General features: G+C 40.8%; 20 protein-coding genes. All 20 read right to left on the bottom strand.

What is annotated here, in order from left to right:
- Window position 1: 1 nt before the first annotated feature.
- The 20 genes from UKS_RS01080 to UKS_RS00985 all read right to left on the bottom strand — a co-directional run bounded on the left by UKS_RS01080 (window position 2) and on the right by UKS_RS00985 (window position 14026).
- Complete coding sequence (locus UKS_RS01080) at window positions 2–865, bottom strand: L-ribulose-5-phosphate 3-epimerase (RefSeq protein WP_156011429.1); 864 nt, start codon at window positions 863–865, stop codon at window positions 2–4.
- Window positions 866–868: 3 nt separating this feature from the next.
- A complete protein-coding gene (locus tag UKS_RS01075) occupies window positions 869–1534 on the bottom strand; it encodes a 3-keto-L-gulonate-6-phosphate decarboxylase UlaD (protein WP_049548839.1) in 666 nt (221 codons plus the stop codon).
- A gap of 16 nt (window positions 1535–1550) precedes the next feature.
- Window positions 1551–2036, bottom strand: coding sequence for a PTS sugar transporter subunit IIA (locus UKS_RS01070; RefSeq protein ID WP_156011428.1), 486 nt, complete (start codon window positions 2034–2036; stop codon window positions 1551–1553).
- Window positions 2037–2112: 76 nt separating this feature from the next.
- Window positions 2113–2394 (bottom strand): PTS sugar transporter subunit IIB, encoded by a 282-nt coding sequence (locus UKS_RS01065; protein ID WP_000241466.1) that lies wholly within the window; start codon window positions 2392–2394, stop codon window positions 2113–2115.
- A gap of 22 nt (window positions 2395–2416) precedes the next feature.
- A complete protein-coding gene (locus tag UKS_RS01060) occupies window positions 2417–3874 on the bottom strand; it encodes a PTS ascorbate transporter subunit IIC (RefSeq protein WP_049496884.1) in 1458 nt (485 codons plus the stop codon).
- A 130-nt stretch (window positions 3875–4004) separates the two neighbouring features.
- Window positions 4005–4628, bottom strand: a complete 624-nt coding sequence (locus UKS_RS01055; RefSeq protein WP_156011427.1) for a ribonuclease P — start codon at window positions 4626–4628, stop codon at window positions 4005–4007.
- A 50-nt stretch (window positions 4629–4678) separates the two neighbouring features.
- A complete protein-coding gene (jag, locus tag UKS_RS01050) occupies window positions 4679–5665 on the bottom strand; it encodes an RNA-binding cell elongation regulator Jag/EloR (RefSeq protein ID WP_156011426.1) in 987 nt (328 codons plus the stop codon).
- A gap of 17 nt (window positions 5666–5682) precedes the next feature.
- Window positions 5683–6507 carry a membrane protein insertase YidC gene (locus tag UKS_RS01045; RefSeq protein ID WP_232049747.1) on the bottom strand — a complete coding sequence of 275 codons (825 nt, stop codon included), beginning with the start codon at window positions 6505–6507 and terminating at the stop codon, window positions 5683–5685.
- Window positions 6482–6853, bottom strand: a complete 372-nt coding sequence (gene rnpA, locus UKS_RS01040; protein ID WP_117306632.1) for a ribonuclease P protein component — start codon at window positions 6851–6853, stop codon at window positions 6482–6484. Before rnpA ends, UKS_RS01045 begins: the two co-directional genes overlap by 26 nt.
- A 148-nt stretch (window positions 6854–7001) precedes the next feature.
- Window positions 7002–8192: an acetate kinase gene (locus tag UKS_RS01035; RefSeq protein WP_156011424.1), complete on the bottom strand. Its 1191-nt coding sequence runs from the start codon at window positions 8190–8192 to the stop codon at window positions 7002–7004.
- 49 nt (window positions 8193–8241) lie between these two features.
- Window positions 8242–9195: a class I SAM-dependent methyltransferase gene (locus tag UKS_RS01030; RefSeq protein WP_156011423.1), complete on the bottom strand. Its 954-nt coding sequence runs from the start codon at window positions 9193–9195 to the stop codon at window positions 8242–8244.
- 61 nt (window positions 9196–9256) lie between these two features.
- Window positions 9257–9844, bottom strand: coding sequence for a class I SAM-dependent methyltransferase (locus UKS_RS01025; protein WP_156011422.1), 588 nt, complete (start codon window positions 9842–9844; stop codon window positions 9257–9259).
- A gap of 32 nt (window positions 9845–9876) precedes the next feature.
- The gene (gene comGG, locus UKS_RS01020) at window positions 9877–10290 is read right to left on the bottom strand and encodes a competence type IV pilus minor pilin ComGG (RefSeq protein ID WP_156011421.1); all 414 of its coding nucleotides are present in this window, start codon (window positions 10288–10290) and stop codon (window positions 9877–9879) included.
- Window positions 10268–10729: a competence type IV pilus minor pilin ComGF gene (gene comGF / locus UKS_RS01015; RefSeq protein WP_049496903.1), complete on the bottom strand. Its 462-nt coding sequence runs from the start codon at window positions 10727–10729 to the stop codon at window positions 10268–10270. The genes comGG and comGF overlap by 23 nt, the downstream gene beginning before the upstream one ends.
- Entirely contained in the window at window positions 10692–10994 is a 303-nt protein-coding gene (gene comGE / locus UKS_RS01010) for a competence type IV pilus minor pilin ComGE (protein ID WP_153197443.1), read from the bottom strand. Before comGE ends, comGF begins: the two co-directional genes overlap by 38 nt.
- The gene (comGD, locus tag UKS_RS01005) at window positions 10957–11391 is read right to left on the bottom strand and encodes a competence type IV pilus minor pilin ComGD (protein WP_049496906.1); all 435 of its coding nucleotides are present in this window, start codon (window positions 11389–11391) and stop codon (window positions 10957–10959) included. Before comGD ends, comGE begins: the two co-directional genes overlap by 38 nt.
- Complete coding sequence (gene comGC / locus UKS_RS01000) at window positions 11354–11677, bottom strand: comG operon protein ComGC (protein WP_049496909.1); 324 nt, start codon at window positions 11675–11677, stop codon at window positions 11354–11356. Before comGC ends, comGD begins: the two co-directional genes overlap by 38 nt.
- 1 nt (window position 11678) lies before the next feature.
- The gene (gene comGB, locus UKS_RS00995; RefSeq protein ID WP_156013011.1) at window positions 11679–12695 is read right to left on the bottom strand and encodes a competence type IV pilus assembly protein ComGB; all 1017 of its coding nucleotides are present in this window, start codon (window positions 12693–12695) and stop codon (window positions 11679–11681) included.
- Complete coding sequence (gene comGA / locus UKS_RS00990; protein ID WP_156011420.1) at window positions 12643–13584, bottom strand: competence type IV pilus ATPase ComGA; 942 nt, start codon at window positions 13582–13584, stop codon at window positions 12643–12645. Before comGA ends, comGB begins: the two co-directional genes overlap by 53 nt.
- A 76-nt stretch (window positions 13585–13660) precedes the next feature.
- Window positions 13661–14026, bottom strand: a complete 366-nt coding sequence (locus UKS_RS00985) for a DUF1033 family protein (RefSeq protein WP_156011419.1) — start codon at window positions 14024–14026, stop codon at window positions 13661–13663.
- Window positions 14027–14075: the final 49 nt, after the last annotated feature.

Genomic DNA, 14075 nt, shown 5'->3' with positions numbered 1-14075 from the left:
CTTACATCAAACCTGCTTTCTTAATGAGTGGATAGAGAAAAGCTTGCGCCTCTTGAATGGCTGCGCGTGTTTCTTCTACAGTTTCACAATTTTCAGACCACATTTCGATGAGGAAAGGACCATTATAATTGGTTTGTTTTAAAATATTGAAAGCTTCTTCCCATTTGACACAGCCTTGCCCAAAAGGTACATCTCGGAATTGGCCCTTTGAACTTTCTGTCACTGCATAAGTATCCTTGAGATGGAGAGCTGCGACTGCATGATGGCCAAGATAAAATTCACTGTAGACATCATTATGCCATGCAGACACATTCCCAATATCTGGATAGACAAAGAGGTAGGGAGAGTCAATCTCTTTTTCTACAGCCAAGTATTTTTCGATGCTATTGAGGAAAGGATCATCCATAATTTCGATGGCAAGTAGCACCTGAGCTTCTTCTGCCCAATCACAAGCTTTTCTCAAATTTTTGATAAAACGTTGGCGTGTCTGGGGTGACTTTTCCTCATAGTAAACGTCGTAACCAGCTAATTGAATCGTACGAACTCCCAAATCCTGAGCTAATTCGATACATTTTTTCATGAGTTCCAGAGATTTTTCCTCTAGAACTGGATCGTTTGATCCCAATGGGTAACGACGATGACCTGAAAAACAGATAGAAGGAATACGAACTCCAGTTTCATAAATCGCTTTGACAACTTCCAAGCGCTCTTCCTTGCTCCAGTCAAGTCTTGCTAAACGCTCGTCACGTTCATCAATAGACATCTCGACAAAATCAAAGCCTAACTCCTTAGCAAAATTTAAACGTTCTAGCCAAGTAAAGTGGGTCGGGGTTGCCTTTTCATAAATTCCAATTGGACGTGCCATGGTTTACCCCCAAATTCGTTTGATTTCATCCTTGAAGGCACGCGCTGCTCCTGCTGGATCCGCAGCCTCCGTAATTCCACGACCTGCGATAAAGGTAAAGACATCAACGCCTTCAAAGAGTTTAAGAGTATCTACATCTAGACCACCTGTTACAGAAACACGGAAGCCCATGTCAATGAGTTTTTTAACCTTATTAAGGTCTTTTTCCCCCCAAGTTTCACCAGCAAGAAGGGCATCACGAGATTGGTGATAGATAGCTTGTGAGATACCAGCATCTAGCCAAAGCTGAGCTTGTTCAAAAGTCCAATCACCATAAAGCTCGATCTGGATTTCGCCTCGGTCCCCACGTTCAGCCTTGATAGCCTTTAGAGCGGCTTCCATAGTAGGGATGGTTGCACAACAGATACAAGTCATCCAATCTGCTCCACGAACGGCATTATTTTTGGCAACTGTTCCACCAGCATCAGCACATTTTGTATCTGCCACAATAATCTTATCTGGGAAAAGGCTACGTAAGACTTCAACCAGTTCACTTCCAACTTGAAGCAAGCAAACAGTTCCAGCTTCGATAATATCTACTTCCTGACCAACAGAAACAGCTGCTTTAATCGCTCCTTGCAAGTCTGAATGGTCTAATGCAACTTGTAAATTAGGTATTCTTTTTGTCATTTCTTTATTCCTCTTTCTAACTTTCCAAATCCAATCCTTCAAGATAAGGGCTATCCTTAGATTCTTCGATCATCGCCAAGACATCTTCTTTAGTCTGGCAAGCCTGTAAACGTGCAATAGAATCTTCTAATTCAAATAAGGCTATGATTTGTGGAATGGCTACACTTGTGTGAATTTTTGAGCTTGTTGCTGCTAGTGCCAACAGAACAGAGACCTCTTTCCCATCTGAAAATACAACAGGATTTTGCAAGGTAATCAATGAAAAGGCATCTCTTTGCACTCCAGCTTCAGGTCTAGCATGGGGCATAGCCATACCTGGCATCAAGATATAGTAAGGACCATACTCTTCTGTCGATTCGATGATAGCATCGTAATACTCTGGCAAAATCGCCCCACTTTCAATCAAGGGATCTACTGCTACCCTGACTGCTTCCTTCCAATCTTTAGCCTCTAACCCTAGTCGGATCGAGTCATTTTCAATTAAAGCTTGTTTTAAATTCATATCTGCCTCCTTTATTTAAAGAGGGAGAAGGACAGAAACGATGACTCCCAGTTTCTGTCCAGCCCCCTCCAACCTTTTACTGTAGTGCTTGACTGAGTTTTTCAGTGATTTCTTTATCATCCATCAAGTTGTCAAGCCCGATTAACTTCCCATTAGTCCGACCTTCCAATTCTTGGATCAAATGAAGAGAAGCGATTACGATGTCATAGCCTGCTGCTAAACCTTTTGCTTCACCGACACTGCATGAATTGACTGTAAAATCTGTTTGATTAAGTTTACGGAGGGCATTTTCAACCTTCATCTTGATAACCATAGATGAACCCATTCCATTTCCACACGCTGCTAATACTTTAACCATTTTATTTCTCCTTTTCTAGACACTAAGCTTCTTCTTGAACTTCACCCTTGTAATATTTCTCTTTATCTTTTGCTTTGGCAAATTGAAGTTGAGGAATAACAAGCAAGAAGAGACACACAAGTACATAACCAACAATACCGAGGTATTTGAAGATATAGCCAAATCCAAGCCATGGGAATTCAAAGTCGATATTTCCATGGTAACCACCGTAAGATGCTAAGTCGAGAAGGGCTACACAGAGAGCTCCTAGAGCAACTTGTAGGACACCTGAAATGAAGGATAGGATAACGGCTGCTTTCCATCCGCCACGCTTATCAGCATAGACCGCGATGGCTGCATTATCAAAGAACACTGGTACAAATCCTGTAATAATAAGGACAGGGTTTTTAAAGACGATGAGCAAGACAATTGTAATCAATTGACCAATCAAACCAAAGGCAAATCCTGACAAGACCGCATTTGGAGAACCAAATCCATAAGAAGCTGCAACGTCAACCGCTGGGAATGAACCAGGCAACAATTTGTTTGAAATACCTTGGAAGGCATTTGTCAACTCAGATACGAACATGCGGACACCTTGCATCAAAACGAACAAGTAAACAGAGAAGGTGAAAGCTGTTTGGATAATGTACATAAAGAAATCTTGTTTTGCAGGATTAAATAGAGTTCCTGAAGTGATGACTTCTTTATTAGACATAATGTCTGGACCCAAGATTAAAAGAATAGCTCCGAAGAATACGAGCATCAAGGTAGCAGATGCAACAACTGTATCGTGGAAAATTGAGAGGAATTTAGGCAATTTAAGATTGTCTAGACTTTCTTCCTTCTTACCAAAGCGTCCTGCTACTTTATCTACAAACCAGATTGCAAATTGTTGTTGGTGACCAATCGCAAATCCGCCACCACCAGTCAAGCGTTGAGTTGCCTCAACAGTCATATTTGAACTAACTGCCCAGTAAAGGCCACAGATGATACCGATAGCTGCTGTACCGTAAGCATTGCGCAATTGTGGGACTAAGAATAGAACCATAAGAGATACAGTCGCAGCTTGTTGTACCATGATGTGACCAGTAATAAAGAGGGTTCTTACTTTTGTAATCTTGCGTAGAGCTACAAGTAAGATATTTACTCCAAAACCGATCAATAGAGCTGTAGTTGCAGTCCCAACGAAATCTGGAAACTCTGCTGCAATTTTGTTGTTTGCTGCAGCAAGTCCAAAGTAAGGGTCAATAACCGCTGCACCGATTTGGAATTTATAGTTAAGGGCTGCCAAGATTGGACGGAAGGTTGTAACCAAACCACCAGCACCCACGTTGAGCAACATATACCCTACTGTTGCTTTAACGAAACCTGAGAAAACGTCATGAGCAGGTTTTTTCAAAAGTGCGTATCCTATTAGCACCAATAAACCTACGAAAAATGCGGGATTCTGCAAAATATTGCTAGAAAACCAATTTAGAACACTTGAAATGACTTCCATAATTGTTCTCCTTTTGAATTGTTTTTGTAAGTTTATTATATAATGTGAAAACGGAAACAAAAAGACCAAGAATTACACAGCGGACTGTTCACTCTTGGACTGTATGATTTATGATATTTTAATGATTATCTTATTTTCTTGTAGCTAGATAAAATGGAAGAATTTTGTCATAAGATTTCAGTAGAGCTTTTACGATTTCTTCTTCAGATGAATTTGCAGTCACTGGAACGTCTACCTTAACTAAAACTTTTCGGACTTCCTGATGGGATAGTTTTTCTCTTAAAACTTGGCGATTTTCCTCAGTAGCCTCCATCTTTTGACTTTCTCCATCTGAGTAGACTAGATAGTAAATCCCTTCTACCACCGGAACTTCTAAGACCTTGGTTTGTTTGTCTAATGTTCGCTCATCCTTCTTGCGCTCGATAAAACTAACTTCTAGTGAAACTCCAAAATCAGAAGGGCTTCCATACAAACGAAGGGCCAACATAGGTTCTGTCACTCTTCCCTCACGCTGCAAATAGGCCCAGAAATGGGGTCGCAAACGTTGGGCTTGGTTCATCCACTGGCTAGTCTGTTGGAGTTGCCATTCTGGATGGTTTACTTGAAAGGCTTTGGCTAGCCCTGTAAAAGCTTTTCGTGCCTCTTGACCTTTGTGGCGCAATTCCAGCATTTTCTCTCGCTCTGCTCCCGCTTTATCTGGATTACGATACTGGATCCCAGCAAAGTCCAGATAATCTCTTATCTTACTCAACATTCGATTAACCTCCTCTAGCTAGCAAAAAATCAGGATAAACCTGATTTTACTTATTCTGTATCTACAACGACATAGCGATTTGGCTCATCACCCTCAGAGTAACTAGTCACGCCATCCATACGTGAAATAATACGATGAATAATCTTGCGTTCACTATTTGACATAGGATCTGTTTGATGACTACGACCTTCTTCTAAAACACGAGTCGCCAATTTTTGCGCATAGGTCTGCAAAACTTCTGCACGGTGTTCAACGTAATCATTGACATTGATTGTGATGTAGAAGGTTCTTGAATAGCGGTTGTAAAGATAATTTTGAGCCAATAGTTGCAAGGCCTTCAAAACTTTGCCATGGTAACCGATAATACGACCTGGTTCGTTAGTATCAATTTGTAGATTGATGCTACGGCGGTTATAATCATTTGAAATCGTCGCCTCAACGTCCATATCATCAATAATCGTCTGAACATAAGTCGTTACTTCCGTAGCTACTTGTTCAATATCAAAACTTGGTTCCACCTTTAAGCCCAAATCTTCTAATTCTTGGCTTTCAGTTTGTTCAGCTTGACTCTCAACAACAGGAGTTTCTACTTCTTCGAGACCAGCTTCTTCAAGCTGTAATTCATTTAAAATCTCAATATGTCCAGTTTCTTCTAAGATAGTGCTGGCATGTTTTTCATTTTTCAAGATTTCAGCCTTGACCTCATCAGAAACCCCTTGGCCTTCTTCTTCAATCTTTTTAATTGCTTCTACAACATGCCCTAAATCAACAGTCGCTTCACTGACCGTCTTGACTGGTTCATTTTGTTCATTAATTTCTTTAGGAACGCCCTTTACAGCCTGCTGATTTGCTTTAATGACCGTTGTTTCACTAATAGCTTCAATATCAACTTGAGCTGGTTTTTTACCAAATAAACCAAGAAAGCCATTTTTTTCACGAGAAATGACTTTGATGTGAGCCTTCAATCTTGGGATATCTAATTCTTTCAATCCTTTCTGGATTGCTTCTTCAACAGTTGAACCTGTAAATACTACCATTATCAGATTCCTCCTTATTATTTCGTTTTCTGAGCCTTTTTCTTGGCTTTTCTTTTTCTATTTTCCAAATCTTTCTGTGCCTGTACTACGGCCTCGCGCTCTGCAATAATCTTGAATGGATTGTTCAAGAAATAGGTTTGCAAGACTTGATAAGCGTTGGATACTGTCCAGTAGAGGGCGACTCCACCTGGCGCATAAACAGCAAAGATAAAAATCAAGACCGGAATCCCATACATCATCGCTATCGTAGCGCCATTACGCTCAGACAAGGCTTTGTTGGACAACCAAGTACTTAAAAAGGTGAATACAGCTGCTAAAACCGGAAGAACAAGGGTTGTATCCACACCACCAAGGTTAATCCACAAGAAATGACCTGTCTTTAAAAAGTCAACTCTTGATAGAGCTTGGAACAAGGCCAAGATAATCGGCATCTGAATCAAAATCGGCCAAAGAGAATCTGACTGTCTGACACCCATTTCTTTAAAGACTTTACGCATTTCTTGCTCTAGCTTAGTTCTGCTCTCCATATCTCGTCCTGGATATTGTTCTCGAAGCGCCTTAATGCGTGGTTGAGCTTCCTGCATTTTTCTAGACGCCACCATTTGAACTTGAAAGACTGGCAAAAGCAGTGTACGAATCAAGACCGTAAAGAGAATAATCCCCACTCCGATACTAATATCAAACGATAAAAAGCGAATGATTTCCGCAAAGAAGTAAACAAATTTACTCCAAAAATCAGCCGAATCGGCTGTGATATCACTAGTTGTCCCATTTGTTGCACAGGCTGTCATGATCAATAGAGACAGTCCTAGCAAACTAGTCAACTGTAGTTTCTTTTTCACTCCCATTTCCTTCCTGGTAAATCTTTGATAATTTTAATACATGGAGTAGATTTTTCTCCATCTCTACGTATCCCAAGGTTTCAACACCTTTTCGAGCAATAACAACAAAGTCTACATCTTCTACCAGACTCCCTTTTGCATTCTGGATAATATGCCGAATCCGTCGCTTGATTTGATTTCTAGTGACGGCATTCCCCAGTTTTTTGCTAACTGATAGACCTACTCGAAAATGGTTTTTCTGGTTTTCTAGTTGGTAGACCACAAATTTGCGATTGGCAAAACTTGTCCCCTCCTTGAAAATCGCCTTAAAATCTTTCTCTCTTTTTACACGAAAGTTTTTCTTCAAAACTCAACTCCATCTATTAAATTACTACTATTATACCATATTTTTCAAAAAAGCCAATCATAGCAAGGTTTTGCACAATTTCATCAGAAAAAGAAGCTGGAAAATCTCTTTCCCAACTCCTTGTCCTAAATATTTTTTCTGATTTTAGTTATTTTTTCAAGCGTTCAACGTCACGGGCAATAACCAATTCTTCATCAGTTGGAATAACCAATACACGGATCTTCGCTGCCTCTGTTGAGATGTCTCCTGTCACGCCAAAGACGTTCTTTTCTGGATCAACATCACAGCCAAACCAAGAGATACCTGAGATAACATCTTCACGTACGTTTGCTGCATTTTCACCGATACCTGCTGTGAAGATAATAGCATCTGCTCCATTTAGGACCGCAAGGTATTGACCGATATGTTTTTGGATACGGTCAACATACATTTCATAGGCCAAAGTGGCATCGTGATCCCCTTCTTCCATAGCAGCAATCACATCACGCATATCACTAGATTTACCTGAAACCCCCATTAGTCCTGATTCACGATTAAGGACGTGACTAATATCTTCAGGAGTATTAAAGTCCTCTGTATATTGCATTAAGTAAGGAATGATAGCTGGGTCAATATCCCCTGTACGAGTTCCCATCATCACACCACCAAGTGGAGTGAATCCCATTGAAGTATCGACAGATTGACCACCCTTAACAGCTGTAATAGAAGCACCATTACCGATGTGGCAAGTAATCAATTTCAAGTCTTCTAATGGACGGCCCAAGAGTTTTGCTGCTTCTCCTGCTACAAACTGATGACTTGTACCGTGGGCACCATATTTACGAACCTTGTTTTCTGTGTAATATTTTGTTGGTAGAGGGTAGCGATAAGCTTTCTCTGGCATAGTTGCGTGGAATGAAGTATCAAAAACAACTACACTGGTAATGTCTGGCAACAATTCTTTGAAGGCGCGAACACCTGCTGCATTGGCTGGATTGTGGAGAGGGGCCAACAAGCTCAACTCTTCAACTTTTTCTAAAACATCTCCCTCAACGACTGTTGATTCTTTGAAATATTCTCCACCGGCAACAACACGGTGTCCAACACCTGTAATCTCATCATAAGCCTTGATAATATCAAAACGAATCAAGTCATCCAATAAGATTTTAACAGCTTGTGTGTGATTTTCAATATCCAAAATTTGTTGTTCAGAACGGCCATCAAATTTTACAGTTGAAATTGAATCTTTCAAACCGATACGTTCAATCAAACCTTTCGCCAATACTTTTTCTTCTGGCATTAAGTATAATTGCCATTTCAAACTTGAACTTCCTGCATTGATTGCAATTGTTTTTGTCATAACATGATACCCCTTTTAAGCGTTTTCATCTATTATAACAAAATCTATTTTATATTTCAGTACCTTGAGTCCATTTTTGAAAATTTTCTTTAAATTTCATTAAAACACTCGCATCTTGCAAGCTAGCAAGTGGATAAACAAAAGGCTCTACTGCTATTTCATTTTTCTTCTGTAAGATAAAAATAGTCTTAGATTGGTTAGCACTGGCAAAGAGATTTTCAGGTAAACTAATCATGGCAATCAGACTCGCTTCCTCTTTCAACCACCCTTTCAACAAATCACTCTGAGGACTGGTCAACAAATCACTAGGAGCGAGAAAAATAGCGTATCCATCTGACTTGAGATACTTAAGTCCTTGTTCCATGAGCAAGTGATGCGCGTAAGTATGTTCTTGGCTAGAAGCAACTTGATGGCGCGACGCAATGGTATCATCAGGATAATAGCCAACAGGCAAGTCGCTGATGACCACATCGCTTTCTTTGAGCATCTGTGGACGAACGGCATCTCCTTGGACAAAGCCAGCCTGCAAACCAATTACATCTGCCATACTAGCTGCCAAATCAATCAGCAAATCATCCACTTCCATTCCCAAATAATCCACCTTTTTATCAAGTGAGGTCAAGAAAGTAGCGCCTAGAATTCCCATCCCAGAACCCATTTCGAGGATAGTAATTTCCTCTTCTTTAAACAACTCTTCCACAATAAACACCAAAAGTAAAGCAATAGCATCTGGCGTAAACTGGTGATTGGCCTGTAGGGGCTCTGTCTGCCCAGCCTTCATCAAGAGAAACTGGTAGGTCTTGAGCCATTCTTCTCTGCGAAGTGCTAAACGCTTAAGGGCTTGATTGTTCTCTTTGACCTGTTTTAGCTCCGTCTCACCATCCAGATAGATGCTGTTTTGCTCCACCAGGGCGTCATAAAAGTTGGTCGTCAAGTCACTTTGAATGACTTGGACATTCTCTAGTAAATAGGTATAAGCTTGTTCAATTTTTTCAAAATCCATATTCCTATCTTATCAAATTTCCCTTCTTTTTTCCATCCTTATAGAAAAAATCACTCCCTGACTAGGCGAGTGATTTTTGGGCTACTGTTAAAAAGAGTTCTGAGTAATTTCCTTGAAACAGGTCTTCAGAACTATAAAGAATCTGACTATCAATGCTCGAAAAACCAAACTGGACTAGCTTGTTTTCCAGCTCAACCAATTCAAATCCATGATGGTTGGCTTCTGTCTTGGTAAAATCAGCAATGAGGAGTTGTCCATTTTCTCTCAAATGTTGATGAAACAGTGAGAGCGCCGCATCCAAATCAGGCATATGATGAAGAACCCGACAAACAACAATGAGATCAAACTCTTTCTCCAAGGGTTTTTCCAGTAAATCTTGCTCCAAAAACTGGATATTCTTGATGTCTTGCTGCTCCGCTTTCAAACGAGCTTGCTCCAGCATTTTCTCAGAAATGTCCACTAATGTTACAGACTTGACCTGCTTGGCTAGGGGCAAGGTTAACAAACCCGTGCCACCACCGAAATCCAAAATTTCTTTGTCTGATAGAAGAGCAATCTGTTTCTCGATAGCTTGATAAACCAAGTTTGCAAGGAAGATATTTTTAGGTGAATCAAAAGTTGCTGCTTTGTGGTTAAAATCATGTTTCATATTTTTAGTTTAGCACAAAGTAGCTTGATTGGCTAGGAATTCTCTTTCTTTTCAGATTTCTCTTCTGATTTGTTCTTCTCTGCTTGATTACTTGAATCAGTCACTACCTCTTCCTTTTTATCCGTTTTCTCTTCTTTGATTTTGACTGAAGGAAATAGAAATTCATATTGACTCTTAGTCGTACGAACCCTTGTCACCAAGCTTGTTTTCTTGTTTTGATAGCTTACCTGGCCCAGATTAAAGGCCTGTTCCCCACTTTTCTTATCAACCTTATCTTTGGTTCGCTTTGCCATGGCAAAAGCAATCAGCTTTTCTTTATTTAAAGCATGGTCTTGATGGTGGGCGACTTGGCGGTTCAAGTAAAATTGTAACAAAAGACTAAAGACGGCTGCCATAGTGACCGCATAGAGGAGAACACCTGCCTTAACTTTTTTCTTTTTCCACACGATAAATGAACTCCCTTTCTAAGCCTTTTTGAAACTGGAAACGAAAACGAATTAGCTGATTCTCCTCTGTAATCTGAGCTGATTTGAGGCCATAAACCATAGGCTGATAGCCTCGTCCACTGGCATCGGTTTTCCGAAAATCATCTGACTTGGACTTACCTATCGCAATTTCCTTGCCATCCTGCTTCAGATAGAGGCGATTACCTTCCACTTTTTCGAATTGCGAACGATCTAATTCTGCCTCCAGCTGATCTACAAACAAGAGCCACTCTTTTTGCTCGCTTTGTTGCTGGTAGCGAACTTCTGAAATAAGGAGCTGACTCATGGCTTGAAAGAGGAGTAAGCTTCCACTGATGACAATAAGGGCAATCAGGGATTCCAACAAAGTGAAAGCCTTTACCTTATGGCTCTTTGATTGCCAACAACTGTTCTGAACCATGGTAGACCTCCAATCCCTTTTCACTAGAAAACACCTGAATCTCAACTCCGTTGATCTTTACCTGATTTTGACCTGTCTGCAGAGCCATCTTAGCTACACGCAAGACTTCTTCCTTTTGCAAGATTTTTGCTTCTTCTTGCCTATTTTTTTGAATTTGTCCCAAAAGGAGGGTTGCTATGCTGGCAAAGATGGCTAGAGCAACTACTGCTTCCAGTAAAATCACTGCCCTAATTTTTTGTTTCCTTAATGCGTTTAATTTTTCCATTTCCTAGATATAATTGATAGCGAATCGCTCCTTTACTGGTCTGAAATTCAACCTTAGCCAGGGACGAATTGCCCCCAGCTCGGTCAAATGTGATACTTTGTCCCGATGGTGCCTGAATTCCTTTAGGAACTGTCAACTTTTGACTGCCGTTGCTAATCGTCTGCCCATCTAAGTTTAGACTAGTCTTTTGCTGACTGGCTACACTGCGTTTTTGAGTTTCCCGATAGAGTTCTTCAAACTCCATAAAGAAAATCTGCTCCTCTACCGCTGAAAAAGTGGACTGGACAGAACCGGATAAGCCCAAGGCAAGGATACTCACAAGTCCCAAAACCAAGAGACTTTCCAGCATGGTAAAGGCCTTAATCTGCAACACTTTGACTGGTATTTTGTTTAGCATGGTATTCTTTATAAGCTTTAGCCTGTTCTTCTGTGATTCGCCCATCTGCTTGTAACTTACTTAGGCTAGCATCTTCATTCTTATCCAAGCTATAAAGCTCTGCCTGGCTTTCCACCACCTTAACAACAGCAGCCTTTCCTTTATCATTGACTGCTTCTTTTTGTTTGGTCAAATTAGGTACAAAGAGTAATAGAAGCACGCTGATGATGAGCAAGACCACCAACATCTCCACCAATGTGAAAGCTTTAACCTTAGCTTTTTTCAAGAATGTCATCATTTTTTTCATGTTAAAAATTTACCTCCATATTTTGATACATGGGCATGAGCATTGCCGCATAAAGTAAAACGATAATCAGAGCCACAAAGATAAAAACCAGTGGCTGCACCAAGTTCATGGTGCGGTTGACTCGGGTAAAAAAGGCTTCCCAAGTTTTTTCAGCATAAATCTCCAATTCACTCCCAAGCTTGGACTTAACTTCCCCATACTCGATAATAAGACTCAACTCCTTCTTAAAGAAAGGATAGGTTCCTATCGTCTGAGAAAATTCTCGACCATTTTGCAGGGCTCGAGCCAGATCTTGACCGATTTCTTTAAAGAGCTGGGAACCTTGTTCCTGCATCATCTGAAAAATCTGTGTCAGCTCCATTCCCTGTGAAATCATATTGCCCCATTCACGCGCATAATAGGCTGTCAGATAGGTCTGCACAAAAATTCCAAAGAAGGGAAGGCGTGCTAAGATAGAAAAGACGCGCATCTTGGAACTTCTTTTATAAAAAGTTAGTGCTAAAAGGGCAAGTATGGAAACAAACCCTAGCATGCCTAGAAAAATTTGTGGCAGATTGCCAATGATTTGGGTAGCAATATTGCCACTATCCAGTTGTGGTAGTAGATAATTGCGTAGCCCCAGCATAATTAAGAGAAGAAAACCCAGCAAAATCAAGGGATAGGTCGCTACTTCAATTAATTTTTTCTTGACCTTGGCTAGATTGTCTAGATACTCTTCTATCTTTCCCAAACTCAGATGAAGATTCCCATGAACTTCAGCTAGAGATAGTTGAGTGACAATAGCGCTTGAAAAGCCCAAACTTTCCATCATTTCTGAGAATGATTTCCCCTGAGACAAGCCCGTGCGCATCTGGGTCACACATTGCTTGTCCAACAAAGCACTCCTATCTAAAAAGGAGATGGTCTCTACCAGGTGAAAACCGCTGGAAAAGAGATTGTTAAACAAGGTAATGATATTTTTTTGCTTAGCTGTAGCTAATTTTTTCCGTCTCAGCCTGAAGGCTTGTGATATGTCCATCTTTAAGAAGCTGGCCAATCTGCTCATTCCAGCTAGTTGGCTGGTGTTCTTGATAGTCTTTGTTTGCAAAGTCAACGATTCCTCCTCCCCCGATTAATCTCTGGTAGCAGACTCCTTGCAGAACGACTGCTAATTCCTCCTTACTCACACCCAACTCCAGCAGGCGTTCATAAACACCTCGAATACTCTTGGCATGAATGGTTGAAAATACTGTCGCACCTGTCAAACTAGCTCTAACCACTGCACGCGCCGTCTCGCTGTCTCGAATTTCTCCGATAATCAGGAGGTCTGGACGATGACGCAAGGAAAGTTTTATCAGATTTTCATAGGTTAGTCCGATGGCTTCATTTAGCTGCAACTGGAGCATGTCGTCCTGCTTGATTTCGACAGGATCCTCGATGGACATGACTTGCTGTCCCTTAAAGAGGGATTTAGCTAATTCGTGCATCAGGGTCGTCTTGCCACTTCCGACTGGGCCAGCAAAGAGATAGAGACCACGTTGCCTGTACTGCTGGCCCAGTTCTCCAATATCCTGAAACCAAAAATGCAAGTCCTGCTCCTTATCATGCAACAAGCGAATAACTAAACTCTCATGTCCTCGATAATCACCCACGGTAGATAAGCGTAGAGATGCTATCTTCTGGTCATAGGCATAATCACAGGAACCAAGTTGACTACGTCTCTTCTCCCCAACATTCATACCCGCTACAAACTTAAAGTGACTGATGACGGCCGCAAACTTTTCAAAATCATAAGAACCGATTTTACAGCGCTCATCTCCCACCCTCATATGAAGCTCATAGGCATCGAACTTAGGGACAAAATAAATGTCTTGCGCCCCTTTTTTCCGGGCCGAACGAATGATTTCTTGTGCAATTTCTTGAACCATACTTACCTCCTCACCTATACTATTCGCAAAGATTTGGGAAAATAAAAAAAGCAACTCCAAAAAAGTTACTTTTTCTCTATCTTAATTGCATACGGCAAGAACGGTGCCTTTCCTTACCTGTTTGTTTTTCATAGCCTGGGCGTAATTTTTCATCTGGGATAACCTGCTCATCCTGCAAAAGAGCCAAAGAATGGTATTGTTGTAAATAGTCATCACATTCGTCACACCAGCGTTGGTCCTCTGGATCCCAAAAAATGGTCATCAAATCGCTTCTACTTTTATAAAGAGGGGATTCTTTCTCCAATCTAAACCAGCAAGTTTTGTAGTATTTGAGAGCATCATAATACTGGTCAAATTTTCTACTTGCTACAATATCTTCTTCCCAACCTTCTAGGAACCACCAGGGTTCAAAATCTCCATACATTTCTATAACACGATACATATTCATTCAATTCCTTTGTACCGTATATTATAACCAATTCCGCCAAACA

This window comes from Streptococcus sp. 116-D4, from assembly GCF_009731465.1.
Taxonomy (GTDB): Bacteria; Bacillota; Bacilli; order Lactobacillales; family Streptococcaceae; genus Streptococcus; species Streptococcus pseudopneumoniae_E.
This window is presented reverse-complemented; position numbering and strand designations above follow the sequence as displayed.